The sequence below is a fragment of the Croceicoccus pelagius genome, assembly GCF_001661915.1.
GTDB classification, from domain to species: Bacteria; Pseudomonadota; Alphaproteobacteria; order Sphingomonadales; family Sphingomonadaceae; genus Croceicoccus; species Croceicoccus pelagius.
Window position 1 is genome coordinate 52,965 of sequence record NZ_LYWY01000018.1, and the last position, 22,804, is coordinate 75,768.

The following is a 22,804-nucleotide window of genomic DNA, read 5'->3' on the forward strand; positions in this document are numbered from 1 at the left end:
ATTCTAATGTGCGAAGTGGCTTTCATGCAGACCACGATCACCCCGACTCAGGAGCGAATCAGGGCCCTTGTTAACCAGGGCATGATGTCGCGTTCCGCCATCGCAAGGGCCGCCGGCCTTCATCCCAACTCGCTGCGCGACTGCACTGAGGATAGCTGGAACCCTACCTCCGAAACGCTTGTAAAGCTCGACGCCTTCCTTCGCGACAACGACGATCGCCCCGTCCTCGCGACACCTGAGGAGATCATCGACGAAGCGCGCAACGGGCGCATGTTCATCCTCGTCGATGACGAAGACCGCGAAAACGAAGGCGATCTCGTCATTCCCGCCCAGATGGCTACCCCCTCGGCGATCAACTTCATGGCGACGCATGGTCGCGGCCTGATTTGCCTCGCTCTTGGCAAGGCAAGGGTCGAGGATCTTGGCCTCGAACTCATGAGCCGCAACAATCGTACGCGGCACGAAACGGCGTTTACGACTTCGATCGAGGCCCGCGAAGGCGTCACCACAGGCATCAGCGCGGGCGACCGTGCCCGCACGATCAGCGTGGCGATCGATTCCTCCAAGGGCGCGGACGATATCGTAACCCCCGGCCATGTCTTCCCGCTTGTCGCACGTAATGGCGGCGTGTTGGTTCGCGCCGGTCATACCGAGGCCGCCGTGGACATTTCGCGTCTTGCCGGTCTCAACCCTTCGGGCGTGATCTGCGAGATCATGAACGATGACGGCACGATGGCCCGCATGGACGATCTCATCACGTTCGCGCGTCGGCACGACCTCAAAATCGGCACGATCCGCGATCTCATCGCCTATCGCCGCAAGCACGACCATATCGTCGAACTGCGCTCCGAGACCCGTTTCGAGAGCCAGTATGGCGGCACCTGGACGGCGCGCGCCTACTACAACACGGCAACGGGTGATGAGACGTTGGCGCTCTCGCTCGGCCATATCGGCCCCGAAAAGCCGACGCTGGTGCGCATGCACACGCTCGACATCTTCAGAGACACGCTGGGCGAGCAAGGTCCGCGCTCGGGCCTCATGCAGCGCGCGATGAAGCAGATCGCGGACGAAGGCGCCGGTGTCGTCGTGATCATCAACCGTCACCGCAAGCGGCTTTGGTCCACGGTCCTCGATCTGCATTCGGGAGCCAATTCCGCACCCGACATGGACGAACTGCGCGACTATGGCGTAGGGGCGCAGGTCCTTACCGAACTGGGCGTGCAGGAGATGATCCTGCTCACCAACACGCATCATTCGCTCGTCGCGCTGGAAGGCTATGGCCTTTCGATCGCCGGCGAACGGCCGATCGACTGATCCAACGGAGACCGACATGGCCCGCTTTCTCGTCGTGGAAGCCCGCTTCTACGATCATCTCAACGACATGCTCGTCGCCGGTGCCCGCGCGGCGCTGGAGGCCGAAGGGCACTCCGTCGATGTCCTGACCGTTCCGGGAGCTCTCGAACTTCCGGGCGCTATCGCGCTGGCTTCGGAAAGCGGTCAGTACGACGGCTATGTCGCCATCGGCGTTGTCATCCGGGGTGAGACCTATCACTTCGAAATCGTCGCGGGCGAAAGCGCGCGCGGCGTCATGGCGCTGACGATGGACGGCGTTGCCATCGGCAATGGCATCCTGACGGTGGAGAACGAGGCACAGGCGCTCGTCCGTGCCGATCCGGCGCAGAAGGATAAAGGCGGTGAAGCGGCGAAGGCCGCCCTCGCCCTGCTCGACCTGCAGTCGCGTTTTGCGGTCTAAAAGGCAGTAAGCCGATCATCGGCTGACTGGTACATCCGTGCCCCAGGCTGAACGTCGAAGGCACGGTACCAGGCATCGATATTCTCGACCAGATTGGCCCGGGCCTGCAGGGCATCCTGCGCCCGGCGCCGATCGAGGCTGCTGCCTTCGGGATACTTGGTGCCCCACATCTGCGCCCAGGCGATGAAGAACCGCTGGTCGCCGGTGAACCCCTCGATAACTGCAGGCTCCTTGCCGCCGAGCGACCGGCGATAGGCCCTGAACGCGGCCTGTAGGCCGGCAAGGTCGGCGCTGACTTCTGCATCATCGTTCGGCAGGTCGAGCACACGCGCCATTTCCCTCCCGATGATCGAACCGATGCCGCCGAAATTGGCCGCAGCATCCGACGAGGCATTATAGATCGGAGGTTGGATGAAAGCCGAACTGATCTGGATCGAAGACTGGTTCGGCAGGGTCAGCACGCTGGCCTCGTGCGGCGCAAGCCACCATTCGCCGGCATTCGCAGCGGTTCCGGCGCGCGAGGCCTGTTGGAGATAAAGCGCACGGTCCGCTTCCTGCGCGATGGCATAGGCGCCGTCCAGTTCAAGGGCGCGGCGTTTGACGGGCGTGATCGTTTCGGGATGGCCGACCGAGACGCTTACGCCCTTTAACCGCTCGAGCAGCACCGCGATCGTAGCATCGTCGATGTCGTCGCTCTCACGGATTGCCTGCCCCATCGCGCCGCGCACGGCCTCTGCGATCTGCTGCACGTCCTTGATCTGCGCTTCGTCGACATAGCGCTCGACGTAAAGCCGACCGAGAACGTCGGGGTAGAGCTCCGATGCACGCGCCACCGCTTCGCTCTCACGCGAAGGACGACTGCGGATGCCGCGAAGGTCGCGGTCGTAGAACTGGAAATGCGCGTCTGACACTGCCTTTGGCAAGAGCCCCGCCTGACGGTTAAGACGGTGGAACAGCAGCCAGTCACGCCACACTTCGACCGGTTCGGACGCAACGAGAGCCGAGGCCGTCTGCACGGCCCCTGCCGGCTGCACGGCGATCTGGTCGGCCTTGTTCAACCCGGCGCCTGCAAGGAATGCGTCCCAGTCCATGCCCGGAGCCTGCTTTGCCAAGGCTTCGCGGCTCCACGTCAAAGTGCTGCCGGCACCGCCCTGCCCCGCGGCCAGCTTGCGCTCCAGCTCGACCACCTTCCGCGCCCGCGAAGCCGCGCCGCCTAGCCCGGCCCAGCCCAAGACGCGGGCAACATAAACGCGATAAGACGCGCGCGTGGGCGCATATTCGTAGTCATCGGCCTGCGGCAGGCCCAGACCGCCCGCAAACAAGTACGGGATCTGCGTCTGCCCGTCCGGCCCTGCCATCACGGCGACCGAGAACAGCCCGTCGCTACGCTCGTCATCGGCGAGAAGCGGGTTCGCATCGCTTCGCACGTTTTCGCCGATGGCCCGCGCGAGATCTTCGGGCGTTTCGATGTCGGCAAAGCGGGCGACATCATCGGCCACGATGTCGCGGCCCGCCCGTTCGATTCCTGCGCGGTTCATGAAGGCGCGGTAGAACTCGCGAAGCTGCGCCTCTCCGCTGCCATTGGGCTGCGGGCTGCTGGCCAGTTCCTGCAGGATGGCGAGGAGCCGCGTTTCCAGCAGGCTCGCCGCCGCATCGCGCCTGCTGGCATAGGGCTGGTCCTCGGGCACTTCGGCGTATTGCAGCCATCCGCCGTTGGCATAGAGGTAGAAGTCATCGCCAGGCGAGATCGCCTTGTCCATCGCCTCGACATCGATGCCGACGCCGGTGCCCTGCGTCGCGACATAACCGCTGTCATCGGAGGACGAGCACGCAGCCAGCACCCCGAAAGAGACCGCCATCAGAGCGGAAGCGGCTAGGATTGCATGGCGCAAGGCGGGACCCGACTTTCATTATGGCAAAAACGTGGCGAAGGTCCTTTTACGGAACCTTGCCACGCTTCGCAAATATCTGAATGCGCCCGTTAAAGACGCGCTTCAGTCCGAACGCACTCCGGCATCAAACAAGACGACCGAACGCGCTGGATCCTGCGTAGAAGGCCGATGCGCCCAGCTCTTCCTCGATGCGGATGAGCTGGTTGTACTTGGCAAGCCGGTCCGAACGGGCAAGCGAGCCGGTCTTGATCTGGCCGCAGTTGGTGGCAACCGCGAGGTCGGCGATCGTGCTGTCCTCGGTCTCGCCCGAACGGTGCGACATTACGGCGGTATAGCCGTTGCGCTGCGCGATCGATACTGCCTCCAGCGTCTCGGTCAGCGTGCCGATCTGGTTGACCTTGACCAGCAGCGAGTTCGCAAGACCTTCGCCGATGCCCATGTTCAGACGCTTCGGATTGGTCACGAAAAGATCGTCGCCGACGAGCTGGACCTTGTCGCCGATCTTGTCGGTCAACGCCTTCCAGCCCGCGAAGTCGTCTTCCGCCATGCCGTCCTCGATCGAACGGATCGGGTAGTTGGCGCAAAGGTCGGCCAGGTAGTCGGCCATTTCCTCGCCGGTGAGCGAAAGCCCCTCGCCCGCGATATCATAGCGCCCGTCGGCGAAGAATTCCGTGCTGGCGCAGTCGAGTGCGAGGGCGATGTCGTCACCAAGCTTGAAGCCGGCCTTTTCGATCGACTGCATGATGAAGTCGAGCGCGTCGCGCGTGCTGGCAAGGTTCGGGGCAAAGCCGCCTTCGTCACCGACCGCGGTCGACAGGCCCTTGTCCGACAGGCCCTTCTTCAGCGTGTGGAAGATTTCCGCACCCCAGCGGACCGCGTCGGCCAGCGATTCGGCGCCGACCGGCATGACCATGAATTCCTGGAAATCGATCGGGTTGTCGGCATGTTCACCGCCGTTGATGATGTTCATCATCGGAACCGGCAGGACATGGGCCGAAACGCCGCCGATGTAGCTATAAAGCGGCAACCCGCGCGCAGCCGCTGCAGCCTTGGCCACGGCCATCGACGTGCCGAGGATCGCGTTCGCGCCGAGGCGGGCCTTGTTCTCGGTCCCGTCGAGAGCGATCATCGCAAGGTCGATATCACGCTGGTCTTCAGCGTCGAGACCCAGAAGTACTTCGGAAATTTCGTCATTCACGGCATCGACGGCCTTCAGCACGCCCTTGCCCATGTACCGGGTCTTGTCTCCGTCGCGCAGTTCGACGGCTTCGTGTGCGCCGGTCGATGCGCCCGAGGGAACGGCCGCGCGGCCCATCGAGCCATCTTCGAGCAGGACGTCCACTTCCACCGTCGGGTTACCGCGGGAATCGAGGATTTCGCGGCCATGGATATCGATGATGGCGGTCATGTTCGGGCACCTTCCTGTCGTGACTGAGACGGCACGCGCATCGCGCGCCCGTATGTGATACGCTCGCAGCCGATAGATGGCGGAACAATCGCTGGCAACACTCGTTAGTCAGCTAAACGGGGGAGCCGGACGGCTGCCCGCCACATATCATGAAGGGGCCGCCCGATACTCGGGTGGATTAAGGAAGAAAGATGGAAACGATGGCCGAACCGATCGAACCCACCACTCCGGAAACGCCGGTGAATTCGAACCGCGCCGAAGCCAAGAGCCGCTTTTCGAAGGCGCTTGACGAGGCAAAGGCCGGTGCCGCTGCGCTGAAGGCCGAAGCCGTTGAAAAGGCTGGCGCCCTGAAGGCGGACGCCAGGGTCAAGGCCGATGGTTACAAGGGCCGCGCCGGTGAAAAGGGCGAACAGCTAAAGGGCGACGCCGCCGCTTATGGCGAGCAGGCGAAGGCCAAGGCGACCGAGCTCGCGCTCGAAACCAAGGCGAAGACGAGCGAGGCGATGGTCTCGCTGGGCCGTTTTGCGACCGACAATGCCGGTACGATCGATGAAAAGCTTGGCGTGAAGTATGGCGATTATGCCCGCTCGGCTGCGCGAAGCCTCGAAACCGGTGCTGCCAAGCTCGATGCCAAGAGCCTCGACGAACTGGGCGAGGACGCCCGCGAAGTCGTCCGCAAGAGCCCGGGCACCGCGATTGCCGTCGCGGTCGGTGCAGGCTTCCTGCTCGCACGCCTGTTCCGTTCCAAGTAAGTTCCCGACAGGAACGGACGGGGGTAATGCTGGATAGCACACGCTACGAGTCCGACGCCTCGGACAGTGCGGATCTGGCGACCGAAAGGTCGCTGGCCGAAGATATCAAGGCGCTCGTCAGCGACGGGCGCCTTCTCGCCGAGGCAGAGATCGATTTTCACAAAAAGCGCGCCATCTATGGCGCGAACGAGGGAAAGAATGTCGCCATTTCGTTCGCCGTTGCGGGCGTGCTGGCGTTTTTTGCAGTCATGGGGCTGGTCTTCGGCCTGATCCTCGCGCTGGGACAGATCATCACTTACTGGGGTTCGACCGCTGTCGTCGTCGGAGCACTGCTTCTGGTGGCGATGATCTTCGTGTCGAAGGGCAAGTCGCGTCTCAACCGCATGAAAATCGTGCTGAGCACCGAGGAAGAGGTATGACCGAGGCCGAAGTCATCGAGGCCAAGCGCCTTCGCAACACCGCGCGCGATGTCTTCGACACGCAGAAGGACCTCGTGCGCGCCGACCTAGACGCTGCTTCGTTGGGCAAGCGCGTCGCCACGCGTATCAGCGAGGACGGACGCTACCTAGCCGAAGAAGCCGCCAATGCCGCCAATCGCAACAAGGCGCTGACTGGCCTTGGCGCGCTTGCCGTCACCGCGCTGGTCTTCCGCAAGCCTCTGATGGCGTTCGCGGGCAGCATTTTCGGCGCTGAAAAGGTCGAAGATGCTGAAGAAACCGCAGCAGATACGGAAAAAGACCGCGTAGAGTAACCGAAGGCCCTTCCCGGCGGAACCAGAGGGCTTTCGCTGCATTGGTTTTGCAAAGCCCCGTTTTTCGCGGGCGCAAACAATAACATTCCGACAGGAAGGACCATTTCGTGACCGACACCGATCCGATGCCCGCCAACGACAGCCCGGCTATTCCGCTGAACATCGACGCGAGCAATCCCGAACCCGAACCGCAGACCCTGTCCGACCGCGTGGCGGCCGCGCAGAAGCGTATCGCCGAGCGCACCGCCCCTGCCCGCGCCAAAGCGGCGGAGCAGACCAAGGCTGCGGCAAGCAACGCCAAGCAGTTCGTGAAGGATCACCCGGCCATCGCCATCGGCGGCGCCATCGCGGCCGGTGTCGCCATCGCCTATGTCCTGCCTGGCAAGCCGAGCCGTAAGCTCCGCAGCGGTACGCTTGCGCTGGGCGGTCTCGTCGCCGAACTTGCTGCCACGTATGGTGCACGCATGTTGTCCATGGCCGAGGATGCTGCCGAAGCAAGCCAGGAAAAGCTTGGCGAAATCGGTCAGAGCTTTGCGGCTGCGGGGGAATCCCTTGCCGACACGGCGGCGGAAACCGGCTCTTCAGTACTCGAAAGCGTGAAACGCGCAGGCGAAGCGACCGCGTCGCAGGCACAATCGCTGGCCGGAAAGATCAAGCGCTGATCTGCCCGCTCTACAGGAATTAGACGAATGTCGGTCCGGTGCATCTCTTGCGCCGGGCCGATTTTTCTTTAAAGGGCCGCGCAAGAGCTCGCTTCAAGGGTGGAGCGGTCTTCTCCCTCAACTGGAATGGAACCCCTTCTCATGACGCAGAAGTTGCATCTTGTGATGGGTGGCCGGGTTACCGACCCGCGTTCGCTCGAATTCGCCGACCTGCCGTCGGTCCATCTCGTCGGTGTCTTTCCCGACTATGCCAGCGCCGAAGAAGCCTGGCGCTCGAACGCGCAGCGCACCGTGGACGATGCCGAGATGAAGTACGTCATCGTGCACCTGCACAAGCTGCTCGAACCGAACATCGAAGCCGGCGAGTGAGTTAAAGAGAAAACCCCGCGAAGCCATCGAGCCTCGCGGGGTTTTTCTTTCGAAACCATGCCCGTGGGGGCCGTGGTTCAAATAAACTCGATCGTCTTGACGAGGTAGAAACGGTCACCCGACGGCACCGTAACCTCGATCTCGTCACCGACCTTCTTGCCGATCAGCGCGCGGGCCAGCGGGCTGTTGTAACTGATCCGGCCCTTCTTGGCATCCGCCTCGGTCTGGCCGACGATCTGGTATTTCACCGGCTTGTCATCATCGTCCAGCAGAGTGACCGTCGCTCCGAAGACGATCTTGTCGCCTGAAAGCGAAGCCGGATCGATGATCTGCGCGCGGCTGATCTTGTCTTCCAGTTCGCCAATCTGCGCCTCGATCTGGCCCTGCCGTTCCTTGGCGGCGTGATACTCGGCGTTTTCGGAAAGGTCGCCATGGGCGCGGGCTTCCTCGATCGCGTCCACCACGCGGGGCCGTTCCAGCCGCAGCGCCTTGAGATCCGCAGTCAGCTTTTCGTAGCCTTCCGCCAGCATCGGGACTTTTTCGATACTCGCCATTTCTTTCCCTGTTCTATCCGTCGCAAGGGATTCCCCCGGGACAGGTGACCCTATCACCACTTCGTCAAGAAGTCGGCGTCCGGGTTACCTGAACGTGTGAGGGAAATCCGATCAGTCATCCATAATAGGATTGAAGCGAACGCACTTCAAGCGTGCCGCCACGTTGTGCCGCAATGGCATCGGCTGCGACGACTGCGGCAGCAGCAGTCGTGTAGATCGCGACCTTGCCTTCAAGCGCTGCCTGACGGATCGACGCGGAGTCCTTGAGGCTCTGCCACCCTTCGGTCGTGTTGAAGATCAGCGAGACATCGCCGTCGATGATCCGGTCCACGATGTGCGGACGCCCTTCGGCCACCTTGTTCACACGTTCGACGTTCACGCCGTTCTCGGCAAGGAAGCGCTGTGTGCCGCCGGTGGCGATGATGGAAAAGCCGTTGGCTTCCAGCTTCTTCACTGCGGTCAGGATGTGGTCCTTGTCGCTGTCCTTCACGGAAACGAACAGCACGCCGCCTTCCGGCAGAAGTGCGCCTGCGCCCAACTGGCTCTTGATGAAGGCCGCGGTGAAGTCGGTGTCGATGCCCATGACTTCGCCCGTGGACTTCATTTCGGGGCTTAACACCGGGTCCGTGCCGGGGAACCGGCTGAACGGGAAGACGGCTTCCTTGACCGCGATGTGATCGATCTTACGCTTGATCTTGGGCAGGTCTGCCAGCTTCTCGCCCGCCATGACGCGCGCGGCGATCTTGGCGATGGGATCGCCGATGGCCTTGGCGACGAAGGGAACAGTGCGCGATGCACGCGGGTTCACCTCGATCAGGTAGACCTCACCGTCCTTGATCGCGAACTGGATGTTCATCAGACCCACGACCTTCAGAGCACGAGCGAGCGCGTCGGCCTGACGCTCCATCTCTTCGATGATGTCGTCCGACAGGCTGTAGGGCGGCAGGGTGCAGGCACTGTCGCCCGAGTGCACGCCCGCTTCCTCGATGTGCTGCATCACGCCAGCGACCACGACATCGGTGCCATCGCAAAGCGCGTCTACGTCGCATTCCACGGCATCGCGCAAGTACTGGTCGATCAGCACCGGGCTATCACCCGAGACGCGCACGGCCGTAGCCATATACTCGTCTAGCTGCGCCTCGCTGTCCACGATCTCCATCGCGCGGCCGCCAAGGACGTACGACGGGCGGATGAGGACCGGATAGCCGATTTGCGCGGCGATGCCGCGTGCTTCTTCCTGGCTGCGGGCGATGCCGTTGGCGGGCTGCTTGAGGCCCAGCTTGTTGACCAGCTTGGCAAAGCGTTCACGGTCTTCGGCAAGGTCGATCGCGTCGGGCGACGTGCCGAGGATAGGAATGCCTGCCTTTTCGAGGTCTGCCGCCAGCTTCAGCGGGGTCTGCCCGCCGAACTGGACGATAACACCGGCCAGCGTGCCGTTCGACATTTCGACGGCGAGGATTTCCAGCACGTCTTCTGCCGTCAGCGGCTCGAAATAGAGGCGGTCCGACGTGTCGTAGTCGGTCGAAACCGTCTCGGGGTTACAGTTGATCATGATCGTCTCGTACCCGGCCTCTTCCAGCGCGAAACATGCGTGGCAGCAGCAGTAGTCGAACTCGATCCCCTGGCCGATGCGGTTGGGGCCGCCACCAAGGATCACGATCTTGTTCCGCGACGACGGATCGGCCTCATTCTCGGCCTCGCCGAACAGCGGGGCTTCGTAGGTCGAGTACATGTAGGGCGTGATCGCCTCGAACTCGGCGGCGCAGCTGTCGATGCGCTTGAACACCGGGCGCACGCCCAGCTTGTGGCGCAGCTTGCGGATTTCCTCTTCCGAGGTGCCGCCAGCCATCGCCTTCAGCGTGTCGTGCAAAAGGCCCGAACGCTTCGCCTGGGTTTCGCCCATGCCGCCGGCAACGCCGATGGAACGCACGGCCAGCGTGGCAAGGCGCTTGTCGGAAAAGCCCATGGCTTTCAACCGGCGCAGACCCTCGGCATCGCCGGGGACACCGTTCTCGACGATCCGGGTCTCTTCCTCGATGATTTGGCGAATGTGCGTCAGGAACCAAGGATCGTATTGTGTGACGGCGTGGATTTCGTCCTGCGTCATGCCCTCGCGGAAGGCCTGCGCCACGATCAGCAGCCGTTCGGGTGTGCGTTCGGACAGGCGCGCGGTCAACACGTCCTTCGATGCGCCTTCCAGCTCCTCCACGCGGTTGAACCCGTCGAGGCCGGTTTCCAGACCGCGCAGGGCCTTCTGCAGCGATTCCTTCATGTTGCGCCCGATGGCCATGACTTCGCCGACCGACTTCATCGCGGTCGACAGCTTGTTCTGGCTGCCCTTGAACTTCTCGAACGCGAAGCGCGGAATCTTGGTGACGATGTAGTCGATAGTCGGCTCGAAACTGGCAGGCGTCGCGCCGGTGATCTCGTTCGTGATCTCGTCCAGCGTGTAACCCACGGCCAGCTTCGCCGCGACGCGCGCGATGGGGAAGCCCGTGGCCTTCGATGCCAGCGCCGAGGAACGCGAAACGCGCGGGTTCATCTCGATCACGATCAGGCGGCCGTCTTCGGGATTCACAGCGAACTGTACGTTCGAACCGCCTGTTTCCACGCCGATTTCGCGCAGCACGTTCAACGACGCGGTACGCATGATCTGGTATTCCTTGTCCGTCAGCGTCAGCGCGGGCGCGACGGTGATGGAATCGCCGGTGTGGACGCCCATCGGGTCAACGTTCTCGATCGAGCAGATGATGATGCAGTTGTCCTTTTTATCGCGGACAACCTCCATCTCGTACTCTTTCCAGCCGAGCAGCGATTCCTCGATCAGGACTTCAGTGGTGGGGCTGGCGTCGAGACCTTCGCGCACGATCTTCTCGAATTCGGCCTTGTTGTAGGCGATCCCGCCGCCGGTGCCGCCCAGCGTGAACGAAGGACGGATGATCGCGGGCAGGTTCGTGTGTTCGAGCACTGCGAACGCCTCTTCCACCGTATTGGCGACGCCCGAACGCGCCGATTCCAGCCCGATCTTGTCCATTGCCTTGCGGAACCGCTGGCGGTTTTCGGCCTTGTCGATGGCATCGGCATCCGCGCCGATCATCTTCACGCCGTACTTCTCCAGAACACCGTTCTCGAAGAGCTTGAGCGCGGTGTTCAGCGCAGTCTGTCCGCCCATCGTGGGCAGCAGGGCATCGGGCCTTTCCTTCGCGATCACGCGCTCGACGAATTCAGGGGTGATCGGCTCGACATAAGTCGCGTCGGCCATTTCCGGATCGGTCATGATCGTGGCGGGGTTGGAGTTCACCAGGATGACCCGGTAACCCTCTTCCTTCAGCGCCTTGACCGCCTGCGTGCCCGAATAGTCGAACTCGCACGCCTGACCGATGATGATCGGGCCTGCGCCGATGATGAGGATGGAGGAAATGTCGGTGCGTTTGGGCATCTTTTCTCGCCTGACGTAATCTTGAGGGGGTGCGTCTTGGCTCTGGTCAGCCGAGGCTGCTCACGAACTTCTCGAACAGATAGAAACTGTCCTGCGGGCCGGGGCTGGCTTCGGGATGATATTGCACGCCGAACGCCTTCTTGTCCTTGATCGCGATGCCGCAATTGGTGCCGTCGAACAGCGATTTGTGCGTTTCGATCACGCCCGCGGGCAGCGTGTCGCCGTCGACTGCGAAGCCGTGGTTCATGCTGGTGATCTCGACCAGACCCTCGGTCTCGCCCCAGACGCCGCCTACGCGCTGGACCGGGTGGTTCGCGCCGCGGTGGCCCTGGAACATCTTGGAGGTCTTGGCGCCAGCGGCCAGCGCCAGCATCTGGTGGCCGAGGCAGATGCCGAACAGCGGCACGTCCGCGTCCAGAAGCTGCTTGATCACCGGCACCGCGTATACGCCCGTCGCCGCCGGATCGCCGGGGCCGTTCGAAAGGAACACGCCATCGGGGTTCAGGGCCATGATGTCCTCATAGCTCGCCTCTGCCGGAACCACGGTCACTTTCGCGCGCGCCTTCACGAGGTTGCGGAAAATGTTGTCCTTCGCGCCGAAGTCCATCGCCACGACATGGGGGCGGCCTTCGGCGCCCGGCTCGTCATAGCCTTCGCCAAGCGTCCAGTGCCCGCCGGTCCAGTCCTGATGGCACGAACGCGCCACGGTCTTGGCAAGGTCCATCCCTTCCAGACCCGGCCATCCTTCCGCCTTGGCGTGGAGTGCCTTCAGGTCAAAATTGCCGTCGGGATCGTGCGCGATCACCACGTTGGGCGCGCCCTGGATGCGGATCCGGCGGGTCAGCGCGCGGGTGTCGAGCCCGGCGATGCCGATCTTGCCCTTCTCCGCCATCCACTGCGGCAGGTCGCCCATCGAGCGGAAATTGGACGGGTCGGTCACATCCTCACGAACGACGCAGCCCAGTGCCGAATCGCACAGCCCTTCAACGTCCTCGGGGTTGGTGCCGACGTTGCCGATATGCGGGAAGGTAAAGCAGACGAACTGGCCCGCGTAGGACGGGTCGGTCATCACTTCCTGATAACCGGTCATCGAGGTGTTGAAGCAAAGTTCGCCCACCGCATCGCCGACAGCGCCGAATCCGCGGCCCCAGGCCACGTGGCCGTCGGCAAAGACCAAGACGGCCGTCGCTCCCTTTGGTTGAGGCGCGTGCGAAGGTGCGGCGTCTGCCATAAAAAGGCGCTCCGTTATCTTAGAATCCAGCGATGCGTGCTAAGGCTCGGTCGCTAGAGGTGTGCAAGTGCAGCGTCAAGGTGGCCGGACAGGTTTCTTTTCGCTATCGGCGCCTCAATCCACCGCATTAGACCGAAAGACCAAGACACATGCTTCGCGATGACCTGAAGGCCGCCCAGATCGATGCCATGAAGGCCAAGGACAAGGAACGCCTTGCCGCTGTCCGCCTGATCCTCGCCAAGATCAAGGACCGCGACATCGAGCTTCGCACTGCGGAGACCCAGCCCGACGACGACGCGATGGTGATCGAGGTTCTGCAGAAGATGGCCAAGCAGCGCCGCGAATCGATCGAGATGTACCGACAGGGCGGGCGTGAGGAACTGGCTGCCGCCGAAGAATCGGAAATGAAGGTGATCGAGGAATTCCTCCCTCAGCAAATGAGTGAGGAAGACACCAAGGCCGCGATCGAGGCGATCAAGGCCGAGACCGGCGCCACCGGCATGAAGGACATGGGCAAGGTCATGGCCGAGCTGAAGGCACGCCACGGTGCACAGCTCGACATGAGCAAGGCCAGCGGACTGGTGAAGGCGTCTCTTTCCTAATACGGGTGGGCGATGGCGCTCTCACCCCAATGGCTGGACGAACTGCGGAGCCGCATCACGCTTTCGGGCGTGATCGGTCGTACCACGCGGCTCACCAAGGCGGGGCGCGAGTTCAAGGCCTGTTGTCCTTTCCATAACGAGAAGACGCCCAGCTTTACCGTCAACGACGAAAAGGGTTTCTACCACTGCTTCGGCTGCGGCGCGCATGGCGATGCCATCCGCTGGATGACCGATCAGCGGGGAATGCCCTTCATGGACGCGGTGAAGGAACTGGCAGCGGAAGCGGGGATGGAAGTCCCCGCCCCCGACCCGCGCATGGCGAAGGCTGCGGAACAGCGCGCCTCGCTTCACGACGTGATGGCCGCGGCGCAGGCTTGGTTCGTCGACAACCTCGCCTCGCCCGCAGGCACGCAGGCGCGGGCCTATCTGGAAAAGCGCGGCATATCTGCGGCGGCGATTCGCGAATTCGGTTTCGGCTATGCCCCTGACGATCGCGGGGCGATTGCCCAGGCGCTGTCAGGCTTTCCGAAAGAGATGCTGATCGAGGCGGGGCTCCTCATCGATGTCGAGGGTAAGGAGCCTTATGACAGGTTCCGAGGCCGCCTCATCCTGCCCATTCAGGACCGGCGGGGCCGCGTGATCGCGTTTGGCGGGCGTATTCTGACCGATACGCCGAATGCGCCGAAGTACCTGAACAGCCCCGATACGCCGGTCTTCGACAAGGGGCGAACGCTTTACAACCTGCACCGCGCCGCCGCTGCCTCGCGCCAAACGGACAGGATCATCGTGGTCGAAGGCTACATGGACGTAATCGCTCTGGCTGGCGCAGGCATGGGCGAAGCGGTCGCGCCGATGGGCACTGCGCTGACCGAGAACCAGCTTGAGCTGATCTGGCGGCTCGTCCCCGTACCGACGCTCTGCTTCGACGGCGACAGCGCGGGCCAGCGCGCGGCGCTGCGCGGGATTGCGCGGGCGCTGCCGATGCTGAAGCCGGGGCATTCGCTTTCCATCGTCACTCTGCCCGAAAAGATGGACCCCGACGACCTCATCCGTCGCGATGGGGCACAGGCAATGGAAGCGCTGCTGGCGAAGGGTGAGACGCTGCTCGACGCGATCTGGCGGTTCGAGCGCGACGCACAGCCGCTGCGCACGCCCGAGGACAAGGCCGGGCTGAAGGCGCGGCTCATCGAACATACCGAGACGATCCAGCACCCCGACATCCGCTCGCTCTATCGCCGGGAGCTGCTGGACCGGTATAGCGAGTTTGCTTTTCCGCCGCGCGAACAACGATCAGGCTTTCAGCGCGGCTCGTTCCAGAAAGGGCGCGGGTCATTCCCGGGTCGCCCCGGTAGCGAGCCGCCTTCGGGAAGGCTCAAACAGCTCACGCCCGCTGCTGCCCGCAACCGGCTTATTACCGCGGTAATCGTGGGCTTGTGCCGCCATCCAGGCGTGATCGGTGACGAGAGCAACCGCCTCGCCGCGCTGCATCCCGACGATGCCGTTCAGGCCCGCGTACTCGACGCCATGCTGGAAGCGGCGGAAACGCGAAAATTTACGGCGGAAATCGATTCGCAGCCGCTTGAAACGGGTGAAGTTACGTCCATATTGCAACGACGTGGACTGGCCCTACCCGACAGGGAATCGATCGGCGGCATGAAATTTGCCTTCTTGTCCGATCACGCAGAGGAGCACGAGGCCACGAGAGGACTGGTACAGGCGATCGAGCTGCTGGTCGAAAGGCCCGCAATCGAGACCGCCCTTGCCGAGGCGACCGCGCGTTTTGCCGAGGATCCGGAAGGAGCCTACGCCGAACAGCAGCGGTTGCTAAAGAGAAAGCTGGAATTCGAACGCCGTCTCATGCAAATGGCGGCATCGCGCGCGAATGCGTCGGCCTGAAGATCGCGACTTTGACGGCCGGCTCGAGGGATACGGGAATATATTTCGGTAATGGCGACACAGGAAAAGAACGAAAGCGGCGATGCTCCGCTGATCGATCTCAACGAAGCCTCCATCAAGAAACTCATCGCCCGCGCCAAAAAGCGCGGGGTCATCACGTATGACGAGCTGAACGAGGCGCTTCCATCCGACCAGATGTCCTCCGAGCAGATCGAGGACATCATGGCCGCGATCAGCGAGATGGGCGTCAACATCGTCGAGAGCGATGACGATTCCGACGGCGAGGACGGCAGTCCCGGCGAAATCGGCAACGACGACGACGACAACGATGACGATAACGACAGTCCTTCGACCGGCTCGGCCAACAAGGCCCCTGCCAAGAAGAAGGAAACGATCGAGCGTACCGACGACCCGGTCCGCATGTACCTGCGCGAAATGGGCGCGGTCGAACTGCTCAGCCGCGAGGGCGAAATCGCCATCGCCAAGCGCATCGAGGCTGGCCGCGACATGATGATCATGGGCCTTTGCGAAAGCCCGATCACCTTCCACGCCATCATCCAGTGGTCAGAAGCCCTCAACAACGAGGAAATGCAGCTGCGCGAGATCCTCGATCTCGACGCGATGCTGTCGAAGGAGCCTGCGCCCGAGAACCTTACTGACGAGGACGAAGGCGACGGCGAGATTTCCGAGGAAACGGCCGGCCCCTCCTACAAGGAGGACGATGACGACGACGAAGACGAGTCCGAAGGGGGCGAGGACGGCGAAGAAGGTTCGAGCCGCCGCAAGGACGACGACGACGATGAGGACAACACCCTCTCGCTCGCGCAGATGGAAGCGGCGCTGAAGCCCGACGCCATCGAACGGTTCGCCCGCATCACCAAGTTGTTCAAGACCTTCGAGAAGCTTCAGGAAGAACGCGTCGAGGCGATGGGTCGTGGCGAAAGTTTCCCGACCGCGAAGGAAAACAAGTACGAGAAGCTGCGCGAAGACCTGACCGCAGAGGTCGAGTCCGTACAGTTCCACGCGACGAAGATCGAATTCCTCGTCGACAATCTGTACGCCTTCAACCGCCGCCTGACCGCCCTTGGCGGCCAGATGCTGCGCCTTGCCGAACGGCACAAGGTAAAGCGCGCCGATTTCCTGCAAAGCTACGTCGGGCACGAGCTTGACGACACCTGGCTTGCCGAGATGTCGAAGAAGGACAAGAAGTGGGCTGCCTTCGCCGAGAAGGAAGCCGACTCGGTCGAACGCATCCGCGCCGAAATCGCCGACATCGCTTCGCAGACCGGCATGGCGCTGCACGAATTCCGCCGCATCGTGAACATGGTGCAGAAGGCAGAGCGTGAAGCCCGTATCGCGAAGAAGGAAATGGTCGAGGCGAACTTGCGTCTCGTGATTTCCATCGCGAAGAAGTACACGAACCGCGGTCTGCAATTTCTGGACCTCATCCAGGAAGGCAACATCGGCCTGATGAAGGCCGTCGACAAGTTCGAGTATCGCCGCGGCTACAAGTTCTCGACTTATGCGACCTGGTGGATCCGTCAGGCCATCACCCGTTCCATCGCCGACCAGGCGCGCACGATCCGTATTCCGGTCCATATGATCGAGACGATCAACAAGCTGGTCCGTACGTCGCGCCAGTTCCTGCATGAGCAGGGCCGCGAGCCCACGCCCGAGGAAATGGCAGAGCGTCTGTCGATGCCGCTCGAAAAGGTCCGCAAGGTGATGAAGATCGCCAAGGAACCCATCAGCCTCGAAACGCCGATCGGCGACGAGGAAGATTCGCACCTTGGCGATTTCATCGAGGACAAGAACGCAATCATCCCGGTCGACGCCGCGATCCAGGCGAACCTCAAGGAAACGGTTACCCGCGTCCTTGCCTCGCTGACCCCGCGTGAAGAACGTGTGCTTCGCATGCGTTTCGGTATTGGCATGAACACCGATCACACGCTGGAAGAAGTCGGCCAGCAGTTCTCGGTTACCCGCGAACGTATCCGTCAGATCGAGGCAAAGGCGCTCAGGAAGCTGAAGCACCCGAGCCGGAGCCGAAAGATGCGCTCCTTCCTCGACCAGTAAGCGCTACAGCGAACAAGACAAAACCCCGCCCTGTAGAGGCGGGGTTTTTCTTTTGGGCTAAGGCGCTGAGACAGGCGTCTCGGACATCGCGGCTAGACGCCCCAATGTGCCGGTGATCGGTGCCGAAGCAAGCGCGCAACACCCGCGGGTTCGGCAGAATTGGTGCCAGTTCGCCGTGCCGCTCTCCGAATTATTCCGGATTGCCGTCGCCGAGCTCTTTGGCGTTGTCGAGTTCCTCATGGCTCATATGCGCGAGGCGTTAGCGCGTAGGCAGCTGATGCGGTTAACCCTGCCCAAACCGCCCGCAATGGCCTCGCGGAAAAGGTCCGGGTGCGCGCGATTGACCATGTCTTAGTCCGGACAGACTTCGGTCGCCGCATCCACCTTGGCCCAGCGTTGCAACCTGCTTGCGATGGATCGCCAGCGCCTTCTCGGAGGCCGGCACGAGACTTGGGGCATAGCCGTCGTCAGCCGGACATCTTACTGCATTCTTATAGAGAGCGTTTGCTCTCATCGCGTTTGCGATGGACGAACGAAAAGGACCGATCCCGCGAAGGACCGGCCCTCTCCTGCTTTGCCTGAAGCCAATCAGCCCGAGATCGATAGCGCCGAGGCCATGCCCTTCGCCTTGGATTCGCCGCCCAGCTTTTCGCGGACCGCTTTCTCGATCTTGTCACCTGTCGGACCGTCGATCTGCTTCCAGTAGTCGAAAGCGCGAACAAGCACCTTCTCGCTGACGCCGTCACACAAGTGGCCGGTGACGTTCATGACCAGCCGTTCGCGCTCGTCATCGTTCATCACGTCATTGATCAGCGCGCGGGCCTGGCTGAAATCATCGTCGTCTTCGCGCAAGGTATAAGCTGCGCGCACCATGTCGCCGTCCGAATACCAGGTGCCGGCCTCCGCGCCCATGTCGGGCTGAGCAGCGGGACCGCCGTAGGAGTTGGGCGCATAGACCGGATCGGTGACGCCGATGGTGCGCCCTGCCCCGTCCTTCGAATAGGAATGGACCGGGCTTTGGGGGCGATTTACGGGAATTTCCTTGTAGTTGACGCCAAGCCGCGCACGGTGCGCGTCGGAATAGGAGAATCCGCGCGCCAGCAGCATCTTGTCCGGCGACAGGCCAATGCCCGGCACCATGTTGTTCGGCTCGAACGCCGCCTGCTCGATCTCGGTATGAAAGTCGGTGGGATTGCGGTTCAGCACCAGCTTGCCAACCTTGATCAGCGGGTAATCCGCGTGCGGCCAGACCTTGGTCAGGTCGAACGGGTTGAGGCGATAGGTCTTGGCTTCGTCCCACGGCATGATCTGCCAATAGAGCGTCCAGCTGGGATAGTTGCCGTCCGCAATGGCATTGAACAGGTCGCGGCGGTGATAATCGCCGTCCATGCCCGCCATCTTGTCCGCCTCCTCCTGCGTCAGGTGGGCGTTGCCGTCACCAAGGTCGGTCTTGAAGTGGAACTTGACCCAGAACTTCTCACCCTCGGCGTTGACGAGGCTGTAGGTATGGCTGGAATAGCCGTTCATCTCGCGCCAATTCTTCGGCACGCCGCGATCGCCCATCAGATAAGTGACCTGATGCGCGGATTCGGGTGACAGGGTCCAGAAGTCCCACTGCATGTCATGATCGCGCAGGCCGTTGTCGGCGCGGCGTTTCTGGCTGCGGATGAAGTTCTGGAACTTGATGGGGTCCCGGATGAAGAACACCGGCGTGTTGTTTCCGACCATGTCGAAATTGCCGTCATCGGTGTACATCTTCACCGAAAAGCCGCGCGGATCGCGCCAGGTGTCGGGGCTGCCGCGCTCGCCCGCAACGGTCGAAAAACGCATCAGCACGTCGGTCTTCGTGCCGGGCTGAAAGACTTTGGCCTTCGTGTACTTCGAAACGTCCTGCGTCACTTCGAAATAGCCGTGCGCGCCGCTGCCCTTGGCGTGGGGCTGGCGTTCGGGAATACGCTCACGGTTGAAGTTGGCCATCTGCTCAAGGAGGTAGTGATCGTTGAGGACGATGGGCCCGTCCGGCCCCACCGTCAGCGAGTGTTCGTCGCTCTGGACGCGGATGCCTGCGTCGGTGGTGGTGTGCGGGACTTTCGTGCTGTCGGCCATGTGCGGGCCCTTTCGATGCAATGGAGTGTTCTCTCGTGCATCAAGCGATTGCCGATGGGCTAAGTTCCGCAAGCGCGGGCGGTTTTTCCGATCAGCCTGATCGCTTTCCCCGGCAAGCGTCCAATAGCGGTGGCGTTTCCCCGTTCTTCGCACTATGCGCAGGCGCGAGCCGAATCCCATTAGCGACACGGAAAGCTTCATGCGCATTGCCATCGCATCCGATCACGCCGCCGTCGACCTGAAGGCCGCCTTGCGCGAGTACCTGATCGAACTGGACCACGAGGTCGCCGATCTCGGTCCCGAAACCGCGGATCGCGTCGATTATCCCGACTATGGCTACAAGCTTGCCTCGATCGTTGCGGACGGGACCGTCGAATACGGCGTCGCGCTCTGCGGATCGGGCATCGGTATATCCATCGCCGTCAACCGCGAACCGAAATGCCGCGCCGCGCTGGTCTCCGAACCGCTTTCGGCAGCACTGGCCCGCGAACACAACGACGCCAACGTCATTGCCATGGGCGCACGCCTGACCGGCATCGACATGGCGAAGGCCTGCCTCGACGCATTCCTTTCGACCGAATTCGGCGGAGGCCGCCACGCCGGCCGCGTCGACAAGCTTACCAACCCCTCTTGCTGAGTGAGCCAAGCATGACCACCGACACCATCATCCGCGCACCCGGCTTCTTCACCGACGATCTGGCCGCAACCGATCCCGCGATCGCCAAGGCAATCGACGCCGAGATGTCGCGTGAGCGCAAGCAGATCGAACTGATCGCTTCGGAAAACATCGTCTCCAAGGCCGTGCTCGAAGCACAGGGCTCGGTCCTGACGAACAAGTATGCCGAAGGCTATCCCGGCAAGCGTTACTATCAGGGCTGCGCGCCCTCGGACGAGGTCGAGACGCTGGCTATCGAACGCGCCAAGCAGCTGTTCGGGTGTGAATACGCGAATGTTCAGCCACATTCGGGCGCACAGGCAAACGGCGCAGTTCTGCTCGCCACGGTAAAGCCGGGCGATACGATCATGGGCATGAGCCTCGATGCAGGCGGCCACCTTACCCACGGCGCACGCCCCGCGCTTTCGGGCAAGTGGTTCAATGCCGTCCAGTACGGCGTCACGCCCGACACGCACCTCATCGACTATGACGAGGTCGAGGCACTGGCGCTTGAGCACGAGCCCAAGCTGATCATCGCTGGCGGCAGCGCCTATCCGCGCATCATCGATTTCGCCCGCATGCGCGCGATTGCCGACAAGGTCGGCGCGCTGCTCCATGTCGACATGGCGCACTTCGCGGGTCTCGTCGCAGCAGGCGTCCACCCCTCGCCCTTCCCGCACGCCCACATCGCGACCACCACGACACACAAGACGCTGCGTGGGCCCCGTGCCGGCATGATCCTGACCAACGACGAGAAGCTGGCCAAGAAGATCAACTCGGCCGTGTTCCCAGGCCTTCAGGGCGGCCCGCTGATGCACGTCATCGCCGCCAAGGCCGTGGCCTTCGGCGAGGCGCTCCGCCCCGAGTTCAAGGATTACGCCAAGAAGGTTGTCGAGAACGCACAGGTCCTCGCCGCGACGCTGAAGGAGCGCGGCGCGGAGATCGTTTCGGGCGGCACCGACACGCACCTTGCGCTGATCGACCTCACCCCGCTGGGCGTCACCGGCAAGGACGCTGACGAGGCGCTGGAGCGTGCAGGCATCACCTGCAACAAGAACGGGATCCCGAACGACCCGCTGCCGCCGACAAAGACTAGCGGCATCCGCGTCGGCTCGCCCGCCGGGACGACCCGCGGTTTCGGCGCGGAAGAATTCAAGGCGATCGGCCACATGGTCGCCGACGTTCTCGACGGTCTGGCCCGCTGCGGTGAAGAAGGCGATGCCCAGGTGGAACAGAACGTGCGCCAGCGCGTCGAAGAGCTGTGCGATCGATTCCCGATCTACAGCTGAGGAGTTCAAAATGGCCGAAAACGGCAGCCAGATGACGCCCGAGACCAAGACCGCCCTAAAATGGGGCGCGATCGGCGCGCTTATCGCGATCCCCGTGCCCTTCGTGGGCCCTATCATCGGCGGTATCGTCGGCGGCGGGCTCGGCTATGCGAAGGCCAAGGGCAAGATCTGAAGGACACGATTTGCGCTGCCCGTTCTGTGCCAACGAATCGAGCCAGGTAAAGGATAGCCGCCCCGCAGAAGACGGCGCGGCTATCCGTCGGCGCCGTCAGTGCGAAGGCTGCGGCGCAAGGTTCACGACTTTCGAACGCATCCAGCTTCGTGAGATATACGTGCTGAAAAGCGGGGATCGCCGCGAGGTTTTCGACCGCACGAAGCTCGAACTTGCGATCAACCTCGCCTGCCGCAAGCGCGGGATCGAGCAGGAGCGGATCGACCGCCTTGTCTCCAGCGTGCAGCGCCAGATCGAAACCCGGGGCGAGAGCGAGATCAAGGCCGCTGAAATCGGTGAGATGGTGATGGAAGGGCTGCGCCAGCTGGACCCTGTCGCCTATATCCGCTTTGCCAGTGTCTATCGCGAGTTCAGCGAAGCGCAGGACTTTGCCCAGTTCGCCGAAACCGTGCGCGACGCGGCCAAGGACTGACCCCCATGAACCCCGTTATCGTCCTCGTCCGCCCGCAGCTGGGCGAGAATATCGGCAAGGCCGCGCGTGCCATGCTGAACTTTGGACTTACCGAAATGCGCCTCGTCGCCCCGCGTGACGGCTGGCCCAACCCCAGTGCAGGCCCGGCCGCCAGCGGCGCGGACATCGTGCTGGAAAAGGCGCAAGTTTACGAAACCGTCGCCGACGCGGTCGCCGATTGCGAACATGTCCACGCGACCACGGTACGCAAGCGCGGCGTGACCAAACCCGTCCTGACGCCCGAGGAAGCCGCACGCGAGATAACAACGGCCAGTGGCCGCCACGCGATCCTGTTCGGGCCGGAACGCTCAGGCCTTGAAACCGACGACGTTGCCATTGCACGCAATATCGTGACGGTGCCGATCAACCCCGAATTCGGCTCGCTGAACCTGGCTCAGGCCGTGATCCTGATGGCTTACGAGTGGTCGAAGACCCAGGCCGCCGTTCTCGCTCAGCCGACGCAGGAAGAGGTGCTACCCCCTGCCCCGCAGGACCAGCTCGACGGCATGATCGCGCAGTTGGAAGGCCTGCTTGAACCCAAGCGCTATTTCTTTCCCGAAAGCCGCGCTGCCGCGACCAGGCGGACGCTGCGCAACATGCTGACCAAACCGGGCTGGAACCACCTTGAGGTGCGGACCATGCGAGGTGTGCTTTCCGCACTGGGCAAGCCCGACAAGGTGTAAGGG

Annotated in this window: 21 protein-coding genes; 15 read left to right on the forward strand and 6 right to left on the reverse strand. The window is 62.6% G+C overall.

Annotation, left to right across the window (positions count from 1 at the left end; all coding sequences use genetic code 11):
- The first annotated feature begins 24 nt into the window (after positions 1-24).
- The gene (ribB, locus tag A9D15_RS03120; protein WP_066761791.1) at positions 25-1,314 is read left to right on the forward strand and encodes a 3,4-dihydroxy-2-butanone-4-phosphate synthase; all 1,290 of its coding nucleotides are present in this window, start codon (positions 25-27) and stop codon (positions 1,312-1,314) included.
- A gap of 16 nt (positions 1,315-1,330) precedes the next feature.
- Entirely contained in the window at positions 1,331-1,753 is a 423-nt protein-coding gene (gene ribH, locus A9D15_RS03125) for a 6,7-dimethyl-8-ribityllumazine synthase (RefSeq protein WP_066761793.1), read from the forward strand.
- Here ribH and A9D15_RS03130 read toward each other — a convergent pair.
- Together A9D15_RS03130 and eno are read right to left on the reverse strand one after the other, a co-directional pair.
- A complete protein-coding gene (locus tag A9D15_RS03130) occupies positions 1,750-3,612 on the reverse strand; it encodes a M13-type metalloendopeptidase (protein WP_066761683.1) in 1,863 nt (620 codons plus the stop codon). The two genes, ribH and A9D15_RS03130, sit on opposite strands and share 4 nt — an antisense overlap.
- A gap of 157 nt (positions 3,613-3,769) precedes the next feature.
- Positions 3,770-5,053 carry a phosphopyruvate hydratase gene (gene eno / locus A9D15_RS03135; protein WP_066761684.1) on the reverse strand — a complete coding sequence of 428 codons (1,284 nt, stop codon included), beginning with the start codon at positions 5,051-5,053 and terminating at the stop codon, positions 3,770-3,772.
- A 191-nt stretch (positions 5,054-5,244) separates the two neighbouring features.
- Here eno and A9D15_RS03140 point away from each other — a divergent pair, with 191 nt between their 5' ends.
- From A9D15_RS03140 to A9D15_RS03160, 5 genes are all read left to right on the forward strand, one after another.
- Positions 5,245-5,805, forward strand: coding sequence for a hypothetical protein (locus tag A9D15_RS03140; protein ID WP_308419918.1), 561 nt, complete (start codon positions 5,245-5,247; stop codon positions 5,803-5,805).
- A 26-nt stretch (positions 5,806-5,831) separates the two neighbouring features.
- A complete protein-coding gene (locus A9D15_RS03145) occupies positions 5,832-6,224 on the forward strand; it encodes a phage holin family protein (RefSeq protein ID WP_066761685.1) in 393 nt (130 codons plus the stop codon).
- On the forward strand, positions 6,221-6,556 hold the full coding sequence (locus A9D15_RS03150) for a hypothetical protein (RefSeq protein WP_066761686.1): 336 nt from the start codon (positions 6,221-6,223) through the stop codon (positions 6,554-6,556). The genes A9D15_RS03145 and A9D15_RS03150 overlap by 4 nt, the downstream gene beginning before the upstream one ends.
- A gap of 107 nt (positions 6,557-6,663) precedes the next feature.
- Complete coding sequence (locus A9D15_RS03155) at positions 6,664-7,218, forward strand: hypothetical protein (RefSeq protein ID WP_066761687.1); 555 nt, start codon at positions 6,664-6,666, stop codon at positions 7,216-7,218.
- A 141-nt stretch (positions 7,219-7,359) separates the two neighbouring features.
- Positions 7,360-7,587: a DUF4170 domain-containing protein gene (locus A9D15_RS03160; protein WP_066761799.1), complete on the forward strand. Its 228-nt coding sequence runs from the start codon at positions 7,360-7,362 to the stop codon at positions 7,585-7,587.
- Between the two features lie 77 nt (positions 7,588-7,664).
- On the opposite strand, the gene greA is transcribed toward A9D15_RS03160, so the two are convergent.
- From greA to carA, 3 genes are all read right to left on the reverse strand, one after another.
- Positions 7,665-8,141, reverse strand: a complete 477-nt coding sequence (greA, locus tag A9D15_RS03165; protein ID WP_066761693.1) for a transcription elongation factor GreA — start codon at positions 8,139-8,141, stop codon at positions 7,665-7,667.
- A 115-nt stretch (positions 8,142-8,256) separates the two neighbouring features.
- A complete protein-coding gene (gene carB, locus A9D15_RS03170; RefSeq protein ID WP_066761695.1) occupies positions 8,257-11,580 on the reverse strand; it encodes a carbamoyl-phosphate synthase large subunit in 3,324 nt (1,107 codons plus the stop codon).
- Between the two features lie 46 nt (positions 11,581-11,626).
- Positions 11,627-12,811, reverse strand: a complete 1,185-nt coding sequence (gene carA, locus A9D15_RS03175) for a glutamine-hydrolyzing carbamoyl-phosphate synthase small subunit (RefSeq protein ID WP_066761698.1) — start codon at positions 12,809-12,811, stop codon at positions 11,627-11,629.
- 149 nt (positions 12,812-12,960) lie between these two features.
- Here carA and A9D15_RS03180 point away from each other — a divergent pair, with 149 nt between their 5' ends.
- The 3 genes from A9D15_RS03180 to rpoD are packed head-to-tail and all read left to right on the forward strand — an operon-like array spanning position 12,961 to position 17,385.
- Positions 12,961-13,413: a GatB/YqeY domain-containing protein gene (locus A9D15_RS03180; protein ID WP_066761700.1), complete on the forward strand. Its 453-nt coding sequence runs from the start codon at positions 12,961-12,963 to the stop codon at positions 13,411-13,413.
- A gap of 12 nt (positions 13,414-13,425) precedes the next feature.
- Complete coding sequence (dnaG, locus tag A9D15_RS03185; protein WP_066761702.1) at positions 13,426-15,309, forward strand: DNA primase; 1,884 nt, start codon at positions 13,426-13,428, stop codon at positions 15,307-15,309.
- 51 nt (positions 15,310-15,360) lie between these two features.
- Entirely contained in the window at positions 15,361-17,385 is a 2,025-nt protein-coding gene (gene rpoD / locus A9D15_RS03190; protein WP_066761704.1) for an RNA polymerase sigma factor RpoD, read from the forward strand.
- Positions 17,386-17,973: 588 nt separating this feature from the next.
- Here the strand turns inward: rpoD and A9D15_RS03200 are convergent.
- Positions 17,974-19,491, reverse strand: a complete 1,518-nt coding sequence (locus tag A9D15_RS03200) for a catalase (protein WP_066761708.1) — start codon at positions 19,489-19,491, stop codon at positions 17,974-17,976.
- A gap of 199 nt (positions 19,492-19,690) precedes the next feature.
- Between A9D15_RS03200 and rpiB the strand changes: the two genes are divergently transcribed.
- The 5 genes from rpiB to A9D15_RS03220 are packed head-to-tail and all read left to right on the forward strand — an operon-like array spanning position 19,691 to position 22,801.
- A complete protein-coding gene (gene rpiB, locus A9D15_RS03205) occupies positions 19,691-20,128 on the forward strand; it encodes a ribose 5-phosphate isomerase B (RefSeq protein WP_066761802.1) in 438 nt (145 codons plus the stop codon).
- Between the two features lie 11 nt (positions 20,129-20,139).
- A complete protein-coding gene (gene glyA / locus A9D15_RS03210; RefSeq protein WP_066761709.1) occupies positions 20,140-21,435 on the forward strand; it encodes a serine hydroxymethyltransferase in 1,296 nt (431 codons plus the stop codon).
- 10 nt (positions 21,436-21,445) lie between these two features.
- The gene (locus tag A9D15_RS16390) at positions 21,446-21,607 is read left to right on the forward strand and encodes a hypothetical protein (RefSeq protein WP_156521628.1); all 162 of its coding nucleotides are present in this window, start codon (positions 21,446-21,448) and stop codon (positions 21,605-21,607) included.
- 10 nt (positions 21,608-21,617) lie between these two features.
- Positions 21,618-22,079 (forward strand): transcriptional regulator NrdR, encoded by a 462-nt coding sequence (gene nrdR, locus A9D15_RS03215; protein WP_066761710.1) that lies wholly within the window; start codon positions 21,618-21,620, stop codon positions 22,077-22,079.
- A 5-nt stretch (positions 22,080-22,084) separates the two neighbouring features.
- A complete protein-coding gene (locus tag A9D15_RS03220; RefSeq protein WP_066761711.1) occupies positions 22,085-22,801 on the forward strand; it encodes an RNA methyltransferase in 717 nt (238 codons plus the stop codon).
- The last annotated feature ends 3 nt before the right edge of the window (positions 22,802-22,804 follow it).

Bases quoted from the DNA above. Each gene is read 5' to 3' on its own strand.
- A9D15_RS03130 (WP_066761683.1), bottom strand. From the start codon at position 3,612: ATGGCGGTCTCTTTCGGGGTGCTGGCTGCGTGCTCGTCCTCCGATGAC.
- greA (WP_066761693.1), bottom strand. From the start codon at position 8,141: ATGGCGAGTATCGAAAAAGTCCCGATGCTGGCGGAAGGCTACGAAAAG.
- dnaG (WP_066761702.1), top strand. From the start codon at position 13,426: ATGGCGCTCTCACCCCAATGGCTGGACGAACTGCGGAGCCGCATCACG.
- carB (WP_066761695.1), bottom strand. From the start codon at position 11,580: ATGCCCAAACGCACCGACATTTCCTCCATCCTCATCATCGGCGCAGGC.
- eno (WP_066761684.1), bottom strand. From the start codon at position 5,053: ATGACCGCCATCATCGATATCCATGGCCGCGAAATCCTCGATTCCCGC.
- rpoD (WP_066761704.1), top strand. From the start codon at position 15,361: ATGGCGACACAGGAAAAGAACGAAAGCGGCGATGCTCCGCTGATCGAT.
- A9D15_RS03145 (WP_066761685.1), top strand. From the start codon at position 5,832: ATGCTGGATAGCACACGCTACGAGTCCGACGCCTCGGACAGTGCGGAT.
- A9D15_RS03200 (WP_066761708.1), bottom strand. From the start codon at position 19,491: ATGGCCGACAGCACGAAAGTCCCGCACACCACCACCGACGCAGGCATC.
- ribH (WP_066761793.1), top strand. From the start codon at position 1,331: ATGGCCCGCTTTCTCGTCGTGGAAGCCCGCTTCTACGATCATCTCAAC.
- ribB (WP_066761791.1), top strand. From the start codon at position 25: ATGCAGACCACGATCACCCCGACTCAGGAGCGAATCAGGGCCCTTGTT.
- rpiB (WP_066761802.1), top strand. From the start codon at position 19,691: ATGCGCATTGCCATCGCATCCGATCACGCCGCCGTCGACCTGAAGGCC.
- carA (WP_066761698.1), bottom strand. From the start codon at position 12,811: ATGGCAGACGCCGCACCTTCGCACGCGCCTCAACCAAAGGGAGCGACG.
- A9D15_RS03180 (WP_066761700.1), top strand. From the start codon at position 12,961: ATGCTTCGCGATGACCTGAAGGCCGCCCAGATCGATGCCATGAAGGCC.
- A9D15_RS03160 (WP_066761799.1), top strand. From the start codon at position 7,360: ATGACGCAGAAGTTGCATCTTGTGATGGGTGGCCGGGTTACCGACCCG.
- A9D15_RS03150 (WP_066761686.1), top strand. From the start codon at position 6,221: ATGACCGAGGCCGAAGTCATCGAGGCCAAGCGCCTTCGCAACACCGCG.
- glyA (WP_066761709.1), top strand. From the start codon at position 20,140: ATGACCACCGACACCATCATCCGCGCACCCGGCTTCTTCACCGACGAT.
- A9D15_RS03220 (WP_066761711.1), top strand. From the start codon at position 22,085: ATGAACCCCGTTATCGTCCTCGTCCGCCCGCAGCTGGGCGAGAATATC.
- A9D15_RS16390 (WP_156521628.1), top strand. From the start codon at position 21,446: ATGGCCGAAAACGGCAGCCAGATGACGCCCGAGACCAAGACCGCCCTA.
- A9D15_RS03140 (WP_308419918.1), top strand. From the start codon at position 5,245: ATGGAAACGATGGCCGAACCGATCGAACCCACCACTCCGGAAACGCCG.